The 18418-nt window shown below is 71.2% G+C and carries 16 protein-coding genes and 1 tRNA gene; 11 read left to right on the forward strand and 6 right to left on the reverse strand.

Features of this window, described 5'->3' with window-relative positions; all coding sequences use genetic code 11:
• The first annotated feature begins 528 nt into the window (after nucleotides 1-528).
• Nucleotides 529-2370, forward strand: a complete 1842-nt coding sequence (locus tag AC5K6T_RS26580) for a hypothetical protein (RefSeq protein ID WP_493212910.1) — start codon at nucleotides 529-531, stop codon at nucleotides 2368-2370.
• A gap of 179 nt (nucleotides 2371-2549) precedes the next feature.
• Here the strand turns inward: AC5K6T_RS26580 and AC5K6T_RS26585 are convergent, their stop codons facing one another.
• Both AC5K6T_RS26585 and AC5K6T_RS26590 read right to left on the reverse strand, forming a co-directional pair.
• Nucleotides 2550-2894, reverse strand: coding sequence for a hypothetical protein (locus AC5K6T_RS26585; protein ID WP_493212912.1), 345 nt, complete (start codon nucleotides 2892-2894; stop codon nucleotides 2550-2552).
• 159 nt (nucleotides 2895-3053) lie between these two features.
• Nucleotides 3054-5834 (reverse strand): heavy metal translocating P-type ATPase, encoded by a 2781-nt coding sequence (locus AC5K6T_RS26590; RefSeq protein ID WP_493212913.1) that lies wholly within the window; start codon nucleotides 5832-5834, stop codon nucleotides 3054-3056.
• A 195-nt stretch (nucleotides 5835-6029) separates the two neighbouring features.
• Here AC5K6T_RS26590 and AC5K6T_RS26595 point away from each other — a divergent pair, with 195 nt between their 5' ends.
• Entirely contained in the window at nucleotides 6030-6293 is a 264-nt protein-coding gene (locus AC5K6T_RS26595) for an SHOCT domain-containing protein (RefSeq protein ID WP_493213475.1), read from the forward strand.
• A 273-nt stretch (nucleotides 6294-6566) separates the two neighbouring features.
• Nucleotides 6567-7328 (forward strand): hypothetical protein, encoded by a 762-nt coding sequence (locus tag AC5K6T_RS26600; RefSeq protein ID WP_493212914.1) that lies wholly within the window; start codon nucleotides 6567-6569, stop codon nucleotides 7326-7328.
• A gap of 167 nt (nucleotides 7329-7495) precedes the next feature.
• Here the strand turns inward: AC5K6T_RS26600 and AC5K6T_RS26605 are convergent, their stop codons facing one another.
• Nucleotides 7496-8233 carry a hypothetical protein gene (locus AC5K6T_RS26605; protein WP_493212916.1) on the reverse strand — a complete coding sequence of 246 codons (738 nt, stop codon included), beginning with the start codon at nucleotides 8231-8233 and terminating at the stop codon, nucleotides 7496-7498.
• An 84-nt stretch (nucleotides 8234-8317) separates the two neighbouring features.
• Nucleotides 8318-8695 (reverse strand): hypothetical protein, encoded by a 378-nt coding sequence (locus tag AC5K6T_RS26610; protein ID WP_493212918.1) that lies wholly within the window; start codon nucleotides 8693-8695, stop codon nucleotides 8318-8320.
• Nucleotides 8696-9326: 631 nt separating this feature from the next.
• On the opposite strand from AC5K6T_RS26610, the gene AC5K6T_RS26615 reads away from it, so the two are divergent.
• Nucleotides 9327-10256: a phosphotransferase gene (locus tag AC5K6T_RS26615; protein WP_493212920.1), complete on the forward strand. Its 930-nt coding sequence runs from the start codon at nucleotides 9327-9329 to the stop codon at nucleotides 10254-10256.
• Nucleotides 10257-10275: 19 nt separating this feature from the next.
• Here the strand turns inward: AC5K6T_RS26615 and AC5K6T_RS26620 are convergent, their stop codons facing one another.
• A complete protein-coding gene (locus AC5K6T_RS26620) occupies nucleotides 10276-11679 on the reverse strand; it encodes an NsdA family TPR-like regulatory protein (protein WP_493212921.1) in 1404 nt (467 codons plus the stop codon).
• Nucleotides 11680-11915: 236 nt separating this feature from the next.
• Between AC5K6T_RS26620 and AC5K6T_RS26625 the strand changes: the two genes are divergently transcribed.
• From AC5K6T_RS26625 to AC5K6T_RS26635, 3 genes are read left to right on the forward strand one after another with little or no spacing between them, the layout of a single operon-like run.
• Nucleotides 11916-12467: a bifunctional DNA primase/polymerase gene (locus AC5K6T_RS26625; RefSeq protein ID WP_493212922.1), complete on the forward strand. Its 552-nt coding sequence runs from the start codon at nucleotides 11916-11918 to the stop codon at nucleotides 12465-12467.
• Nucleotides 12467-12799, forward strand: coding sequence for a hypothetical protein (locus AC5K6T_RS26630; RefSeq protein ID WP_493212924.1), 333 nt, complete (start codon nucleotides 12467-12469; stop codon nucleotides 12797-12799). The genes AC5K6T_RS26625 and AC5K6T_RS26630 overlap by 1 nt, the downstream gene beginning before the upstream one ends.
• Before the next feature lie 4 nt (nucleotides 12800-12803).
• Nucleotides 12804-13208: a hypothetical protein gene (locus tag AC5K6T_RS26635; protein ID WP_493212925.1), complete on the forward strand. Its 405-nt coding sequence runs from the start codon at nucleotides 12804-12806 to the stop codon at nucleotides 13206-13208.
• A 142-nt stretch (nucleotides 13209-13350) separates the two neighbouring features.
• On the opposite strand, the gene AC5K6T_RS26640 is transcribed toward AC5K6T_RS26635, so the two are convergent.
• Nucleotides 13351-13422: transfer RNA gene (locus AC5K6T_RS26640), tRNA-Arg, on the reverse strand.
• A 141-nt stretch (nucleotides 13423-13563) separates the two neighbouring features.
• Here AC5K6T_RS26640 and AC5K6T_RS26645 point away from each other — a divergent pair.
• The 4 genes from AC5K6T_RS26645 to AC5K6T_RS26660 all read left to right on the forward strand — a co-directional run bounded on the left by AC5K6T_RS26645 (nucleotide 13564) and on the right by AC5K6T_RS26660 (nucleotide 18413).
• The gene (locus AC5K6T_RS26645; protein ID WP_493212927.1) at nucleotides 13564-14043 is read left to right on the forward strand and encodes a response regulator; all 480 of its coding nucleotides are present in this window, start codon (nucleotides 13564-13566) and stop codon (nucleotides 14041-14043) included.
• A 331-nt stretch (nucleotides 14044-14374) separates the two neighbouring features.
• Nucleotides 14375-15436 (forward strand): ArgS-related anticodon-binding protein NrtL, encoded by a 1062-nt coding sequence (gene nrtL / locus AC5K6T_RS26650; protein ID WP_493212929.1) that lies wholly within the window; start codon nucleotides 14375-14377, stop codon nucleotides 15434-15436.
• 14 nt (nucleotides 15437-15450) lie between these two features.
• Nucleotides 15451-16842, forward strand: coding sequence for a diaminopimelate decarboxylase (gene lysA / locus AC5K6T_RS26655; RefSeq protein WP_493212930.1), 1392 nt, complete (start codon nucleotides 15451-15453; stop codon nucleotides 16840-16842).
• A gap of 245 nt (nucleotides 16843-17087) precedes the next feature.
• Nucleotides 17088-18413, forward strand: coding sequence for a homoserine dehydrogenase (locus AC5K6T_RS26660; RefSeq protein ID WP_493213477.1), 1326 nt, complete (start codon nucleotides 17088-17090; stop codon nucleotides 18411-18413).
• Nucleotides 18414-18418: the final 5 nt, after the last annotated feature.

Raw genomic sequence — 18418 nt, forward strand, 5'->3', positions numbered from 1 at the left:
GTGACCGCTGTTCACCGCCCTGAGGGGACACTGATGGGGCACGCGCCCGGGGGCGGGGCGTCGCTGTCCGTCGCCTCCGCGACGACGTGCCAACACCTGGGTGAACAGTTGTCCGCGCAACGGGTGGACCGGACCGACGGCGGGCGTCCCGGAGCTTCTTCGGGGCTATCCCCCTCATGTGCTCAAGCTCGCGGTGCGCATCCCTTCCCCGGCTGCCGACGGCCGCCCCGCCTCTCGCTGCCTCGCCCGCCCACGCGGTGAACCCTGCACGGTCAACGGTGTCTTCATGTCCCACCAGTCGACGGCAGCACACAGCAGGCAGCGACTCCAGCTGCTGTGCGGACGCGGACCAGAGCGCCACGGTCCAACGCCCAGGACGGGATGACCGGATCGTGCTCACCGGCGATGCCCCGCTGGGAACTCTGATCCGGTAGGCGCTCTTGCCGTCGAGCGCCTCGGGCATGTGCACACAGCCCTCTTCGCCGTCCGGTGACAGGGGCATGGATGTTCCTGAATCGGAGTCTCCCGTTGACGCCCAAGACATACAAGCGCCGCGGCGCCACCGGAATCGAAGCCCGCCTGTGGGACTCCGTCGTGACCGGTGACGAGGTGAGCGCCCAGGCGGGCGAGGAAGTGCCCGCGAGCCTGATCCGGCAGCTGGTCATGGGCACGGGCCTGCCGAGGAAGCCGCACAGGCTCCGTCTCACCGGAGCCCGCATCACCGGCCCGCTGGACCTCGAGGCGGCCACACTCCTCTGCTCGCTGGAACTCACGGACTGCGACTTCGACGTCGTCAACCTGGAGCAGGCGCAGGCTTCGGCGATCTACCTCAGAGACTGTCGCTTCACTCAGCTGAGTGGGTCTCAGCTCCGCACCGAGAACGATCTGAACCTGGCTCGTTCCCGGGTGCTCGGCAAGGTGTACCTCGTCGGAGCGCGCATCGGCGGTGATCTGATCCTCGATGGCACGCAGATCTCCAATCCGGGAGGCCAGGCACTGGTCGCCGATGGTGTCCGAGTGGACCAGGACCTGCGGTGCAACGACTCCTTCCGCGCCGAGGGCACCTCCCAGATGATCGGGGCCGAGATCCATGGCCAGTTCAGCGCTCTCGGGAGCACGTTCAGCCACGGCAACGGTCCCGGGGACTACGCACTGCGAGCGACCCGGCTCACCGTCAAGGAACACGTGCTGTGGAAGGGACTCGTCGCCGACAACGACGTGGACCTCCAGGGCAGCGTCGTCGACGGCCGCTTCGAGCTCGAGAAGTGTGTGATCAACGGCCTTCTGGACCTGACCGGATCCACCATCAAGGGCAGCTTGGACTGCTCCGGAGGTCACTTCATCCACACCGGGAAGATCGCGCTGGACCTGGCCCGCGCTGAGATCAAGCAGCACGTGAACCTGCGCAACGGCTTCCTCGCGGATGGGCAGGTCATGCTCGCCGGAGCCACGATCGGCGGGGATCTCTCCTGCGAAGGCGGACAGTTCAAGCACGAGACGGACAGTGCCATTTTCGGCGAAGGCCTCAGAGTCGGTCAGGACGTCAAACTGAGTTCCCAGTACTTCGACGGCCACAACGTCGCGGAGCACTTCTCCGCGCGTGGTCAGGTCACCCTCACCCATACGGTGATCGGTGGAAGCCTCAATTGCACCGGCGGCCGATTCGACAACGCGAAGCTCGTCGCCATCCGGGCCCTGGGGATTCAGGTCAAACGCAGCCTGACCTTCGACAAGGACACCTCGGTGACCGGTGGCATCGATCTCCGGCGGGCCTGCGTCGGTGAGCTGCTCGACGTGGACTTCACCTGGCCCGCGGACGTCCGCCTTCGGCGGTTCGTCTACGAGTCGCTGTACCACCCTGGCGAGCCTTCGAAGCAGGACGTCCACAAACGGATCAAGTGGCTGGGCCAGAGACCGTACGCGCCCCAGATCTACAACCAGCTCGCGCAGGTCTACCGGTCGGAAGGGCGCGACGAGTACGCCGAGGAAGTCCTCGTAGCCAAGGAGATGGCCCGTCGAGCCAGCCGGTGGGAGAAGTCCAAGGGCTTCATCCTCCGGATCACCGTCCGATACGGATACTCACCACTGCGCATCCTGATCTGGCTCGGCGCCCTCGAAGTGATCGGCGGGATCCTCTTCAGCATCTTCCGCGACGACATCGAGCCCAGGTCCGACAACGGCCAGGCGCCGTTCCAGCCCTGGCTCTACGCCATGGACCTGTTGCTCCCTGTCGTGAGCCTGAAGCAGCGCGACCTCTTTGTCCCCCACAGCACCGCCCTGTGGCTCTCCGTCGGTTTCATCGTCACCGGCTGGATCCTTGGCACGGTCCTGGCGGTCGGCGTCGTCAACATGATCAAACGTCCCGTCTGATCGACTGCCGCGCTCCGGGCGCACGGAGCGCGGCCGGCCCTCGGCACCATGCGCAGCCAAGGGGGACAGCCGGCACCGCGGCCCGCTCCTGTTCGCACGGAATCGGTGCCCGATCCAGGCCAAGGACTCGGAGTAGAACCAGACGGCTTCCTCGTCCCAGAAGCAGCGAACCGAAGTCGTCACGGGTTCACCGCGTCGAAGGGCTCGTCGTGCCAGCGCCAGCCGGCGGTGCCGTCGTCGTGGATGTGCAACATGAACTCGGCGACCGGGCCGCCGTCGGGAAACGTCAGGGTGAGCGCACTGCGGATCCGGGTGTAGCAGGCGTCGGCCCGTTCCCAGTCCTCCTCGTCGACAGCCCGCTCCTGCTCGTCGAAGAGAGGACGGAACTCTTCAAAACCAGGCAGTGTCTCGACATCGGCGTGTGTCCAGGGCATGTCGCAGCCGGTCACGGCCAGCCGGGCTATCTCCTGGTCGCCGTGGTGGAGCCGCCAGATGCTGCCGGTGGCCAGGTTCGGGTTGGTCATGCCGCCCATGATGACGTTCGACACCGACAGGCGGGGAGTGAGGCCGTCGCCCCCTCGCCCTGTCCCCGCTGCCCTGCGACTCTCCGTGCACGGGAAGTCCGCAGGAACGAGACAAGCCACCTGTGCCGAGACGCGATCCCCTCGAAGCGGGAGGCCGCCTCACTCTGCCTCGTCCCAGCCCGCGGGGGCCGCGTCGAATGCGGCGGCGCAGCGGGCGGAGCAGAAGTAGCGGGTCCCGGTGTCGGTGTTCCGCTCCTCGGGGGCGGTCGCCTTGTCGAGGTGCATACCGCACACCGGGTCCACGACGGACTCACCGCCGTGTTCGGGGTACGAGTGGCCGGAGAGGACCGAGTCGTGGGGGTGCGGCGGGGCGCCTGCGGATGCCGCTCCGCGCGCCGTTCGGTCCGTGGCGGATCCGATACGGGGACGGACGGTGCCGGGCCGGGCTTCGGGCAGTGGCTTGGGGCGCCAGCGGCGCAGCCGGGAGGCGTTGGCGACGACCGACAGGGAGCTGAGCGCCATGGCCGCGGCGGCGATGACGGGGCTGAGGCGGATGCCCCACAGCGGATAGAGGGCGCCGGCGGCGAGGGGGACACCGACGGCGTTGTAGACCAGGGCGAAGAACAGGTTCTGCCGGATGTTGCGCATCGTGGCCCGTGACAGCCGGGTGGCGGTGACGACGCCGCTGAGGGAGCCGGAGATCAGGGTGATGTCGGCGGCTTCGATGGCGACGTCGGTACCGGTGCCGATGGCCAGACCGACGTCGGCCGCCGCCAGGGCGGGGGCGTCGTTGATGCCGTCGCCGACCATGCCCACCGTGCGGCCCTCGTCCTGAAGGCGGCCGATCTCGTCGGCCTTGTGCTGTGGGAGTACGTCGGCGAGTACCCGCGTGATGCCTACCTGGACGGCGATCGCGCCGGCGGTGCGGGCGTTGTCGCCGGTGAGCATGACGACGTCGATGCCCAGGCGCCGGAGAGCGCTGATCGCTGCGGCGGAGTCGCCCTTGACGGTGTCGGCCACGGCCAGCACGCCGGAGGGCCGGGCGTCGATCGCGGCAAGGACGGGGGTCTTGCCTTCGGCCGAGAACCTCGCGGCCACGGGGGTGAGCGCGGTGGTGTCGACGCCGGCGTCGCCGAGGAACCGTGCGGTGCCGACCAGGACCGAACGGCCGTTCACGGTGGCCCGGACGCCCTTGCCGGTGACCGAGCCGAAGCCGGTCGCGGCCGGCCACGACCGGCCGCCCTGGCGGGCACCGGTGACGATCGCCTGTGCGAGGGGGTGCTCGCTGTCGGCCTCGGCCGCCGCGACCAGGCGCAGCAGCTCCGTCTCGTCGACTCCGGCGACGGGGCGGACGTCGGTCAGGACGGGCTTGCCCTCGGTGACGGTCCCGGTCTTGTCCAGCACCACGGTGTCCAGCTTCTGTGCCGTCTCCAGCGCCTGCGCGGAGCGGATGAGGATGCCGGCCTGGGCGCCCTTGCCGGTGCCGACCATGACGGACAGCGGCGTGGCCAGCCCGAGCGCGCAGGGACAGGCGATGATCAGCACGGCGACCGCCGAGACCAGGGCCGGCGTGAGAGCCGGGGACGGGCCGAGGACGAACCAGAGGGCGAAGGTTCCGATGGCGGTGGCGATGACCGCGGGCACGAAGTACGCGGAGACGGCGTCGGCGAGCCGTTGGATGGGCGCCTTGGACGCCTGGGCCTGCTGCACCAGACGGATGATCTGCGCCAGCATCGTGTCGGCGCCGACCTTGGCCGCCCGCGCCCGCAGCGAGCCGGTGCCGTTGACGGTGGCGCCGACGACCGTGTCCCCGGCGTGTTTGGTGACCGGCATCGGCTCACCGGTGACCATCGATTCGTCCACCGGCGAGGAGCCGGAGAGGACCTCGGCGTCGACGGGGACCTTCTCTCCCGGCCGGATGACGATCTCGTCCCCGACCACGACGTCCTCGATGGGGATCTCCGTCTCGCTCCCGCCGCGTACGACGCGGGCGGTGCGGGCCTGCAGACCGAGCAGAGCCCGGATGGCCTCACCGGTGCCGGCCTTGGCGCGGGCCTCCAGCAGCCTCCCGAGCAGGATCAGCGTCAGGATGACGCCGACCGCCTCGAAGTAGACCTCCCGCAGGTCCTGGGGCAGCAGCCCCGGAAGGAGAGTCACCAGCAGGCTGTAGCCGTAGGCGGCGCTCGTGCCGAGCGTGACCAGGCTGTTCATGTCCGCGGCTCGGTGCCGCAGGGTCAGCCAGCCCGTGGAATGGATCGGCCGCCCGGTGTAGAACATCACCGGGGTGATCAGCGCCAGTTGCAGCCAGCGGTTCAGCATCCAGCCCGGCACCCAGTCGGCGCCCAGGAGTTCATGCGCCATCACGGCAAACAGCACCGGAGCCGTGAGCACCGCGCCCACCAGCACCCTGTGGCTCAGGTCCGTGATCTCCGTCTGCCGCTCGACGGCGTCCGCCGCCTCCTCCTCGGCAGCCGACCGCTGAGCTCCGGAGCCGATGTCGGCGGCGGCGGGAGCGGTCACGGCGTCGGTGCCGTGACCGTCCGGGCCCGGCGGTGCCGCCCCTTCCACGGGTTCGACCAGCAGCGTTCCATGGATCATGTTCATGCCGCAGGCGAACCCGAAGGAGCCCGGCCGGTCCGGCTTCAGCCGCACCACGGTGCGGGACTGAGCGGGCAGCCCGGCACCGACCCCGAGGTCGGGAAAGACCACCCGGGAGGTGCACTCGCCGGCCTCCTGCCGGTCGAAGACCAGCTCCACCGGCACGCCCTGCCGGACCTTGATCACGTCGGGGCGGTAGCCGCCCCGCACCGTCACCTCCACCCGCTGCACACCCCCCTCGGTCCGTGCCGCACCGACGCGGCGCGGGCCGAAGAAGAACCGGCCCAGCGCGGCGATCAGTACGCCACAGACGAGGGCGACGACGACGTCGAGGACACCCATGAGCTGCTCGCCTCCCTTGTCGGTCCGCCGCCCAGCCTGCAGCGGCTCTACCCCAACCCGGTAGGGGCACTGGGCCCACACGGCCTGGCCCATCCGGCCCAGGACCGGCCGCGGCGGCAAGAGGGACGATGCAGGTGCAGGCAGGGAACCTCCGGGTGCTTCCGCGGATCCGGCCACCGAAGCGGGTGAGTGGCGATGATGTTCTGGTACGACCACGATGTCAGTGGGTGGGGCTGGTTCGTGATGTCGCTCGGCATGATCCTTTTCTGGGCTCTGATCATCACAGCGGCCGTGCTGCTGTTCCGCGCCCTCAACCGCCCCTACGAGCACACCCGTACCCCTGCTGCGCCCACGCCCGAGGACATCCTCCGCGAGAGGCTGGCCCGCGGGGAGATCGACGAGGAGGAATACCGCGGCCGCCTGAACACGCTGCGTACCGACCCTCTGGCCAAACCCTGAACCCCGGCCGCACGCCCGCCCTGTGGATGCAGGAAGCCCGGACTGCCGTGGCCGGCCGGAGCAGGAGCCGTCGGCCGGCGGGCGAGCCCGCGGCACAGTGGGAGCGGGAGGGTGTTCCGGGCGGTGCGGGCCCTCGCGAAGGCCCCGGCGGTCGGCGCGGCGTCTGGCCGGGGTCACATGGACGGACCCCGCGGGAGCGTGACGGACTCACGAAACAGAACGAGTGGACCAGGAGAGTGTTCGGCTGACCAAGGCGATGCCGGGTGGGTAGCGATGATTCGAACCAGGAAGCGCGCCGCGGTGGCGGCTGTGGCAGCCGTCGCGGTGACCGGTGTGGGCACCGGTGTGTGGGTGGCCACGCAGGACGGCGCGGCGATCGGCGGGGCCGCCACGAACGTCTCCCGCGCCGCGCACGGGGGTCCTGCGCCGTCCTCGCCGGGTTGCGACGCCTACGGGCCCTCCGACCGCAACGGCTGGGGCATGATGGGCGACCGGGACGACCGTGGCACCCGGATGGGCCCGGGAATGACGGGCGGCTACCTCTGTGGGCTGACCGGCGACGGGCAGAACGTGACCTCCCTCGCCGCGGCGAAGGCCCGGGCCCAGGAGTTCGCCGACCGCCTCGGCCTGCGCGTGGGCGAGGTCATGCAGTTCACCCGCAATTTCTATGCCGAGCTGAACACCTCGGCCGGCGCGGCGGCCACCGAGGTACTCATCGACCCGGGCAACGGCGCCGTCTGGCTGGAGTACGGGCCGGCGATGATGTGGAACACCGACTACGGCATGCCCGTGCACCGCGACGGCAGCACCGGACACGCCGTCTCCGCCTCGGAGGCCGAGAAGATCGCCGGCGAGTGGCTCGCCGATCACCGTCCGGGCCGGACCCCAGGCGAGGCGGAGGCGTTCCCCGGCTACTACACCCTGCACATCCTCGAAGGGAAGAAGATCACCGGCATGCTGTCGGTCAACTCCGCCACCGGCCAGGTCTGGTATCACAGCTGGCACGGCGACTTCGTCGCGCTGAGCGACGACTGACCGGCCGAACGGCCGGAGCGGCGAGAGCGCCTGGATGCGGCTTCTCCCTCGTCGCGCCTGCGCCCCGTCGGTGGCGCCGGGAGGCGGGCCACGACCGCCGGTCGGCCGTGGCCGGGCACCCCGGAGCCGGAGGGGCGGACGACGGGGCCCTCCGGCTCCGGGCGCCGTCAGTGTCCGTGCGGCTCGTCGTCGTGACCGTGCCCGTCTGCGGGATCCTCGGCCGGTTGTGAGGTGGGCGACTCGTCCCCGGAGAGTGTCGTGGTCTCCTCCGCGCCGGCCTCCGTCCCGTCCCCCGCGCCCGTTCCGGAGCCGGTTCCTCCCGGTCCGGGGTCCTCGCCCTGGCGGGTGTCGTCCTCGTCGTGGCTGTGCGACGCCGGTCCCTCCGCCCCGCTGTGGCTGTGGCTCAGGGCGCCCTCCACCGCGGGCATCGTCAGGCCCGTCACCAGCGCGCCGGCGGCGCCCACCAGGGCCACCGCTCGGAGGGAGGAGGCGAAGCCGCGGGCGGGACGCCGTCGCACCTGCGCCAGCACCACCAGGCAGACCACCGCCTGGAAGGAGGCGGCTGTGACACCCACCCGGGTCACCTCCTCGGGCACCCCCGCGCCGGGACCGACCGGCATCCCCACGGTCCGGCTGACCGCCCATGTCGCGATCACCGTCGTGTTGGCGACGAGGCCGAGCAGCATGACGACCGCGCCGGAGGTCCGCAGGGCAGCCAGGGCCCAGCCGGCCTGGAAGGCACCGACGGCGTAGAAGAACACGCCTGCGGCCCACCACTCGGCGTAGTGGTCCGGTGCCGTCGCGAAGTGGATCGCGGCGGCACCCAGGGAGGCGAAGGCAGCGAGAATGCGCCCCGCTCCCATGTCCGCCATGATGCCTGTTCGGCTCTTGCTCCTTGCTCCCATGTATGGCTCTCCATTCGTGCTGCGCGAAAGAATCCAGAAGTTGTCCTCGTGTCCCGCCGGGGGCGGCGGCACGCGGCGGCTCTTCTAGATCCGCAGCACCGACAGAGCGGCCAGCGAGGGTTTCGGAGGAGCCCGGGCCTGCACGGCGGCGCCGTGGGACAGGACGGCGAGGGGCTCATCCTCCGGCGAAGCGGCGGGGCCGTTCGCGACCAGGTGAAGGTGTGAGGCCCCGCCCCCGGAGATGATCTCGCACGCGGTGCCGTCGTGCCCGCCGTGGTGCGGCTCGGCGCCACCCGCCTGCGGCGCCCAGACGGCGGCGGAGACGGCGTGGGCCACCAAGGCGTGGTCGGGATGGTGCGGCAGATGCGTGGCCGCACCTGCGAACCCGTGCCCCAGAGCGACGGCGGCGACGGCGCATACCGCGAGCAGCGCCCGCCAGCGCCTCACCACTCGCCCAGGCACCTGTGCGCCTCCCTCTCGGTCTCCGCGGTCTCCCCGGCCCTGTTCTGGGCAGGCACCGTACAGCACGCGGGCCACGGAGGCGGCAACTGGCTCACCGGGGCGGGCAGTGACAGAGCCGGACACTGCTGGGATCACCGGCCCGCGGTCGAGGCCACCGACAACCGTGCTGTGAAGGATGTGCCGCCGTCCCGGGACTCGTGGACGCCGTCCTGGACGGAGGCGGTCGCGCGGGAGCTGCGGGTGACGGCGCGGTCGGCGCGGCGACGGCGGCCGTACGGGAGCGAGCGGGGCGTGGCCGACCCACGCAGTCTCGCCGGTGCCGGCCTGTGTCGGAGGTGTGTCGCGAACGCTGAGAGGCGACGAGAGAGGGCGGGCGTCGGTGAGACGGAACTCCCGCCCTCTTCTGTCGGCATCCGCCCTGGCCAGCGCGTGATCTCTGCTGATCCTCGTCGAGTGCCCCGGCAGGATTCGAACCTGCGCACACGGCTTCGGAGGCCGGGTGAGACCGAGGAGCCACATGGGCTCTGACCTGTGCCCGGGGCGGTGACAGAGGCTGCGCCGACCGAGATCATTACGCCCCTATTGCGCAGGCGGCCTGTCGGGTGGTCGGTCCGGTCCGTATGGTCGAAGCATGATCTCGGGCAGCAGCGGGACACCGGACGGCGTCGGCACGGAGTTCACGGCGGCGGGCCTTGGGCCCGTCCTACGGGAGGCCTGCGCGAGGGCGGGACTCGACTCCGGCGGCGCCGAACTGCTGCGACTGGGATCGAACGCGGTCTATCGCCTGACGTCCTTACCCGTCATCGTGCGCATCGCACGTGATCCGTCGGCGCTCGCCGAGATGGAACGGGCCGTGAACGTGGCCCGGTGGCTTGAGACGCAGAACTTCCCGTCCATGCGCGTCCCGGCATCGGTCGCACAACCGCTCGTCATCGGCCACCTGGTGGTCACCTTCTGGGAGAGCGTCCAGGAGAACGAGGAGTACGCGACGGTCGGCGAGCTGGCCGACCTCCTCCGCCGCTTGCACTGGCTTGAGGAACCTGAGTCCCTCGGCCTGCCGTACTTCGATCCGCTGGCCAGGGTGGCGGCATCCCTCGACGGTCTGGACGGCGTCTCGGCGGAGGACCGGGCCTTCCTGGAGGATCGAGCGGCAACCCTCGCCAAGGACTACGACCGGCTGGACTTCGTCCTGCCCTTCGGCATGATCCACGGTGACGCCAGCATCGGGAACATCCTCCGCCACCGGGGCGGACACGCTGTGCTCATCGACCTGGACGGCTTCACCCTCGCGCCGCGCGAATGGGACCTGATCCAGACGGCGATCTTCTACGACCGGTACGGCTGGCACACGAAGGCGGAGTACGCCGAATTCGTGCACCGCTACGGCTTCGACCTGATGAACTGGCCGGGCTACGAAACGCTCGCTGACCTACGTGAGTTGATGATGGTCGCCTGGCTCGGCCGCCAGGTCACGACGAGTGAGCGGTCCGCCGCCGAATTCGCTCGGCGAGTACGGTCCCTTCGCACGGGGGAGGGCCGGGACGAGTGGGGCCCGTTCTGAGCGTGTGACGTCCTGCCGCTCAGGCCCCGATCAGATCGCCCGAAGCCACCCACAGCCTGTGCTCTCCGACCTGCTCGGTGAACGTGCGCACGTCTGCACTGTCAGCAGCCACTACCAGGCTCTGCCGGAACTCGGCGAGGTAACTGACGCATCGCGCCGACTTGAGTTGCTCACCCAGGTCCAGAGCGTCGAGCGCCACCCGGCACGCCTCCTCGACGTCTCCGGCGCGTAGGTGGGCGTCGGCGAGGACGATGGTCGCGAAGAAATCACTCCGGACGTGGGTGCCGCTCATGGCGCTTTCGGCGTAGGCGACTGCCTGCCGGGCGCTGTTGACGTCGCGGAAGCAGTGGGCGGCCTCGGCGGCAAGTTCGGCTTCGTCGAAGTAGGTGATCCATTCCGGCTCGTCGGCGAGGCTCCGGCTCTCCAGCGCCTTCGTGGCGGCACTCAGGGCGGCTTCACACGCGGCGGCCTCTCCAGTGCGCGCAAGAGCGCGGGCCTCCATCGAGTGGAACTGAGCGCGCAACGTCGGGGTGGCTACCGGTGAAATGCCCATGAGCGCCGCACGGGCGAGCGTGGCGGCCTGGGTGTACCGACCGAGGAAGGTCGCCTGGTGACTCATCGCCGACAGGATGCTGCCGGCAAGCCGGCGGTTGTTGGCATCCTGGGCAAGGCGGAGGGCCTGGAGGAAATACCGCTGGGCGAGCCCGTGGCGGCAGGCGTCGTAGGACATCCAGCCCGCGAGGAGCGTGGCTTCCGCCACGGTGGAGAACAGAGCCCGGCCTACCTGCTCGGTGTACCGGCTTCGGAGAAGCGGGGCTACGTCGTTGCTGAGGTACTGGATGACCGAGTGCCGCGCATGCTCTCCGCCGAACTGGTCGTCGAGTCGGGCGAACATGTCCGCCGTGGTCTTCACCGCCGCCACGTCACCGGGACCGACTCGCATTCCGGCGGACCGTGGGCGGGGAATGCCCGGCTCAGGCGCGACCAACCACCGGAGAGACGCTTCACTCCAGGCCGGCTCGGACGGCTCCGCCGTGAGCAGCGGGTCGTACTGGTTGAGGTCCGCCTGCCACAGCTGACTGACCGTACGAACGGCGTCATCCGGGCTGGCGGGATACGCGGCGTCCAGTACCCGCGTGTCCTTCGCCTCCCCGTGGTTCAGCCCGAGTTCCGCCGCACTCGCGGAGAAGGCATCGCAGAGCAGCGGGCCGTAGAAGCCGTCGGGTGTGCTGTGGCCGTTCTCCCAACTTGCGATGCGGCGCTTCACACTGGCGTCCGAGGGGAGTTGATGCCCACGCTGGGCGGCGGCTTGGCGCAACTCCCTCACAAGCCGCGGCTGGCTCCAGCCCCGGCCGGTGCGGGCCTCACGTAAGCGGACACCGGTCGGCTTCATCGCGTGGTGCCCCTTCACTCCCGTGCGCATGCGCCGGTGCGGCAACTCCCCTTGTCTGACCGAATGTACGCGCTGGTCATGGTCCCTTGCAGGCAGTAGTCGGAGATCGACTGCTGGGAGGTGGGCGACGGGGGATGACGTGACGTGCGTGGACGCGTCATCCCCCGTCACCCCTCGTCATCTGCCCTGGTCAGGCATCGAGCCCCGAGTCTGGGACCTACGGCGGCATCGGGGCCGCGCGGTAGTCCGACTGAGGGTGAGACGACGTGCAGAGGATGACCAGGCGGGGCATGGAATGGCTGTCGGCGGCGGCGGACAACCCGGCGGAGTGCCGGCAGGTTTGGGCGGACGACCCCCGGATGCCCGCCCTGTTGCCGACCGGCCGCCTCTTCGACGTCCTGAGCGTGGACCAGCGCCTTGGGCTGGAGATGTACGACCGGCTCCTGCGCAGCGGCATGCCGTTCGGGCCGACGGTCAGCGACCGCAAGGCGCAACGAGTCGGGTTCTTCCTCGGCTCCGCGAGCCGCGAGACCTTCACGTACTACCTCGAACGCGAAACCTCGGCTCCTCCGCCGTTCCGGTACCTCGACCAGGGCTCCGCCGTGGTCGTACCCGGCCCCATCCCGATGTTCGACGACCGCTACCAGTGGCTTCGCGCGCCGACATGCCGACCGGAGGCCAATCCGCTGCGTCCCGTCGCCCTCGCGACGGCGCTGGTGGCCTCCGCGGAGCTTCTGGCGAGGATCGACCGCTTCGACGAGCAGTACCCGACCCCGTACGCGGCGGTCGCTGCCCTTCCCGAGGAGAGGGATCGCTGATGCCGCACGAGCCGACCGATGGGCGCGACGCTGCGGCGTGGTCGCCTCTCGACAGCGAGGGACGGTACGCGGCACGAAACGCGACAACCGCACTGCGAGATGCCCTGGTGCGAGCCGGGCTGGAGAAGGAGTTCCCCTGCCTTCGCGCGGACTTGAACGCCTTCGGGCACGGTCCCGTCGAGTTGGGGCGTGTGTCTCCCGACACGGCCGAGCGCCTCGCGGAACTGCTGCGCCTGGCACTGGCCAGCGGATTCCGTCGCGCTGGTGACGGCGACGAGGGCGAGCACGATCACGCACCGGCCACCAGCGAAGAGCGCAAGGGAAGGAACTGAGACCATGACCGACCGGCGAGGAGTGGTGGCCAGGCGAGCGGAGGACTTGGTTCCCGGCGTGCCCTACGTCCGCGGCTGGGCGCGCGCACGACGAGGTGCCGGCACCTTGGCCGATCAGCTCGTGCTGTTCGGACTGGACTCCGACTTCCCCGGTCTGACAGCTGACGTGAACGTCTCCGGAGACGGACTGGTGCAGCTCGGGACCGTTCGTCCCGAAGCGGCCGAACTCCTGGCGAGGCTGATCACGGCGGGACTGCATGCGGAGCAGGATGGCGCTCTTGGGGAAAGCATCTTTCCCGGTACCGGGGGCAAGTGGGAGCGCTATCGCGAAATTGAGTCCTACCCTCCGCCGCCCCGTCTCCGGCCAGACTGCCACGCAGGATCTTTCGAAGCCCCCGCAACAGTCTGAGAGGTGTGTCGCGTGTATCGCAGATGGTGCGCGGACAGTGAGAGACAACGAGAAAGAGCGGGAGTCAGTGAGACTGACTCCCGCTCTCTCATGTCGGCATCCGCACTGGTCAGAGCGTGATTCTTGCTAGCTGACTGGCGAGTGCCCCCGGCAGGATTCGAACCTGCGCACACGGCTCCGGAGGCCGTTGCTCTATCCCCTGAGCTACGGGGGCGTGTCGCTCGCGGCGACGGGTAGAACACTACCAGCTCCGTGGGGGTGGTCATGAACGGGTTCTGGGGACGCGGGGGCGCCTCCAGGGGCGGAAGTCGGGAAAAGCCGGACGCGGTGGCCGGTGTAGACCTACTCTCAAGTTGTGCCAGGCGCCTCGGGCCGGGTGCTTGTTGTGGACGACAACAAGGTCATCCGGCAGCTGATCAGGGTCAACCTCGAACTGGAGGGCATCGAGGTCGTGACCGCGGCCGACGGTGTCGAGTGTCTGGATGTCGTTCATCAGGTGCGCCCCGACGTCGTCACGCTGGACGTCGTGATGCCGCGGCTCGACGGACTGCGGACCGCCGCACGACTGCGGGCCGACCCGCGGACCCGCGACCTTCCCCTCGCCATCGTCAGCGCCTGCACCCCGTACGAGGTGGAGAGCGGGGCCGGGGTCGGGGTCGACGCGTTCCTCGCCAAGCCGTTCGAGCCGTCGGAACTGGTCCGGGTCGTGCGGCAGTTGCTGGAGCGGCAGCGGGCGGGTGCGGGGGAGGGGCCGGGCCGGCCGGAGGGCCCGGGGGGTGCGCACGCCGCCGCGTGCGGAGGTCCGCTCGGCGGCTGCCCGCAGACACCGGCGTGAGCGGCCACCGGCGTGAGCGGCCACCGGCGTGAGCGGTCACCGGCGTGAGCGGCCCCGGGGCGCGAGGGGCGAGGCGCGGGCTGTCCCGGGGGAGGGGACGAGGGCGCTGACGGGCAGGGTGTGAGCCGAGGGCGCCTGACGGGCAGGGTGTGAGCCGAGGGCGCCTGACGGGCAGGGTGTGCCGGGGCGCTGGCGGGCGGGGTGTGAGGGGCCGGCCGGTCGGGTCCTTACGGGAGGGCGCGCCGGGCGGGCGCGCAGGCCGCGTCCGTATCGCGGACCATCGCGGTAACCGGCTCGCACTGCCACCCCCCTCCTCCCATACGCTTGTCCCGTGACCCCCGCCGAGCTCTCCCGCACCGTCCTGCACGCGGTCCGTCGTGCCGTGGACCGGGGAGAGCTGAGCGTGGCCGTGCCCGAGAGGGCCGTCGTCGCGCCGCCGGGGGCCGGAGGGCGCGGGGACTGGGCCACCAACGTGGCCCTCCAGCTCGCCCGCCCCGCCGGGCGCCCGCCCCGCCACGTCGCCGAGGTGCTGCTGCCCCACCTCCGCCGGGCCGAGGGCGTCGCCGACGTCGCCATCACCGGACCCGGGTTCCTCAACATCAGCCTCGACGCGCAGGCCGGCCCCGAGCTGGTCGCCCGGGTGCTGCGCGAGGGGCCGCGGTACGGGCACTGCGACGCCCTCGCCGGACAGGCCGTGACGGTACGGGTGCCGCATGAGGTGCGCGCCGAGACCGTCGCCGACGCGGTGGCCCGGATCGTCGCCTCGCAGGGCGGCCGCGTCCACGTCGAGCACGGCGAGCCCGCCACCCTGCGGCCGGTGCCCGCGCCCGAGGACCCCGTCCCGCTCGGGCCCGACGCCGCCCGCTGGGCCCTGCTGCACCCCGCCCCGCACGACCGGCCCCGGATCACCGCCGACCACCTCGTGCAGCGCGAGAGCAACCCGCTCTTCCGGGTCCGCTACGCGCACGCCCGCACCCGGGCCGCCGCCCGCAACGCCGCCGACCTCGGCTTCCACGCCGAACCCGGCGCCCTCGACCCGGCCGCTTCGGCCACTTCGGCCGCTCCGCTGACTCCGCCCGGTCCGGCCGCTCCGCCCACTCCGGCAGCCCTGGCCACTGCGGACGCCGCCGGGCCCGGCCGGCTGGAGGCCCTGCTCGCCGACCACCCCCGCGTGCTCGCCGCGGCCGCCGCGCGCCACGCGCCGGACCGGCTGGCCCGGCATCTCGTCGCCGTCGCCGACGCCACAGTCGTCCTGCTCCCCGGGGTGCTGCCCCGCGGCGAGGAGAAACCCTCGGCCGCCCACCGCGCCCGGCTCGCCCTCGCCGAAGCCGCCGGGACGGTGCTGGCGGGCGGCCTGACCCTGCTCGGCATCGACGCACCCGACCACCTCTGAAAGAGGCAGCCACGATGAGCCGCTCCGCCCACCCCGCCGGGCCCCGTCACGCCGACGTCCTTCCCGAGGGCCACTACTCCGCCCCGCCCGCGGACCTCAACGCCCTCGACGCGAAGGTCTGGGCGCAGACCGTCACCCGTGACGAGGACGGCGTCCTGCGGGTCGGCGGCATCGACGTCAAGACCCTCGCCGAGGAGTTCGGCACCCCCGCCTACATCCTCGACGAGACCGACTTCCGCGCCCGCGCCCGCGCCTGGCGCACCGCGTTCGGGCCCGACGCCGACGTCTTCTACGCGGGCAAGGCCTTCCTGTCCCGGGCCGTGGTGCGCTGGCTGCACGAGGAGGGCCTCAACCTCGACGTGTGCTCCGGCGGCGAGCTCGCCACCGCGCTGTCCGGGGGCATGCCCGCCGACCGCATCGCCTTCCACGGCAACAACAAGTCCCCCGCCGAGATCCGCCGAGCCGTCGAGGCCGGGGTCGGCCGGATCGTGCTCGACTCCTTCCAGGAGATCGCACGCGTCGCCCACATCGCCCAGGAACTCGGCACCCGGCAGCGCGTCCAGATCCGCATCACCGTCGGTGTCGAGGCCCACACCCACGAGTTCATCGCCACCGCACACGAGGACCAGAAGTTCGGCATCCCGCTCGCCGGGGGCCAGGCCGCCGAGGCCGTACGGCGGGCCCTCAGGCTCGACGGGCTGGAGCTCATCGGCATCCACTCGCACATCGGCTCGCAGATCTTCGACCTGTCCGGCTTCGAGGTCGCCGCACACCGGGTGGTCGGCCTGCTGAAGGACATCCGGGACGAGCACAGCGTCGAACTGCCCGAGATCGACCTCGGCGGCGGCCTCGGCATCGCCTACACCGGCGACGACGACCCGCGCGAGCCGCACGAGATCGCCAAGACGCTCACCGACATCGTCACCCGCGAGTGCGAGGCCGCGAAGCTGCGCACCCCGCGCATCTCCGTCGAGCCGGGCCGCGCCGTCGCCGGACCCACCGCCTTCACCCTCTACGAGGTCGGCACCGTCAAGCCGCTCGACGGCCTGCGCACCTACGTCTCCGTCGACGGCGGCATGTCCGACAACATCCGCACGGCCCTCTACGACGCCCAGTACAGCGTCGCCCTGGTGTCCCGGACCTCCGACGCCGCGCCCATGCTGTCCCGGGTCGTCGGCAAGCACTGCGAGAGCGGTGACATCGTCGTGCGCGACGCGTTCCTGCCCGCCGACCTGGCACCCGGTGACCTCATCGCCGTCCCCGCGACCGGCGCCTACTGCCGTTCCATGGCCAGCAACTACAACCACCTGCTCAAGCCGCCGGTCGTGGCGGTCAGGGACGGTGCGGCCCGGGTCATCGTCCGGCGCGAGACCGAGGAGGACCTCCTGCGGCTCGACGTCGGATGAGGCCGCACGCGGCCCTGCACGGCCCGGGTGCGGCCGGGTGTGACCGGGTGTGTCCGGGTGTGACCGGGGGCCCCGCGCAGTCGGACGCCGGCACCGCCGGGCGCCCCGGGCGGCGGAAGATCTCCTGTCCGCCGCCCCTCCACCCACGAAACAGATGTCTCACGATCCGGACCATGGGCGGAAAGTCCGGTCCGGTGAGTGAGACTGGACCAACCTAGACGGTGAGAAGGAAACGAGGTCGGATGATGCGTACGCGTCCGCTGAAGGTGGCGCTGCTGGGCTGTGGAGTGGTCGGCTCAGAGGTGGCGCGCATCATGACGACGCACGCCGACGACCTCGCCGCCCGCATCGGGGCGCCCGTCGAACTCGCCGGCGTCGCGGTGCGCCGCCCCGACAAGGTCCGCGAGGGCATCCCCCGGGACCTCGTCACCACGGACGCCACCGCCCTGGTCAAACGCGGCGACCTCGACGTCGTCGTCGAGGTCATCGGCGGCATCGAGCCCGCCCGCACCCTGATCACCACGGCCTTCGAGCACGGCGCGTCCGTCGTCTCCGCGAACAAGGCCCTGCTCGCCCAGGACGGCGCGGCCCTGCACGCCGCCGCCGGGGAGCAGGGCAGGGACCTGTACTACGAGGCCGCGGTGGCCGGCGCCATCCCGCTGATCCGCCCGCTGCGCGAGTCGCTCGCCGGCGACAAGGTCAACCGGGTGCTCGGCATCGTCAACGGCACCACCAACTTCATCCTCGACAAGATGGACTCCACCGGCGCCGGATACCAGGAGGCCCTGGACGAGGCCACCGCCCTGGGGTACGCCGAGGCCGACCCGACCGCCGACGTGGAGGGCTTCGACGCCGCCGCCAAGGCCGCCATCCTGGCCGGCATCGCCTTCCACACCCGGGTACGCCTCGACGACGTCCACCGCGAGGGCATGACCGAGGTCACCGCGGCCGACTTCGCCTCCGCCAAGGCGATGGGCTGCACCATCAAACTGCTCGCCATCTGCGAGCGGGCCGGCGACGGCCGGTCGGTCACCGCGCGGGTGCACCCCGCGATGATCCCGCTCACCCACCCGCTCGCCTCCGTGCGCGGCGCCTACAACGCCGTCTTCGTCGAGTCCGACGCGGCCGGCCGGCTGATGTTCTACGGGCCCGGCGCGGGCGGCGCGCCCACCGCCTCCGCGGTGCTCGGCGACCTCGTCGCCGTGTGCCGCAACCGGCTCAGCGGGGCGACGGGGCCCGGCGAGTCGGCGTACGCCGCGCTGCCCGTCTCGCCCATGGGCGAGGTCGTCACGCGCTACCACATCAGCCTGGACGTCGCCGACAAGCCGGGCGTCCTCGCCCAGGTCGCCACCGTGTTCGCCGAGCACGGGGTGTCCATCGACACGGTGCGCCAGCAGAGCAGGACCCAGGGCGGTGGCGACGCGGCCGCCGCCGGGCAGGGCGGCGAGGCCTCCCTCGTCGTCGTCACCCACCGCGCCTCCGACGCCGCCCTCGGCGGCACCGTCGCGGCGCTGCGCAAGCTCGACACCGTGCGCGGTGTCGCCAGCATCATGCGGGTTGAAGGAGAGTAACGAGC

This window comes from Streptomyces sp. B8-7 (genome assembly GCF_058833805.1).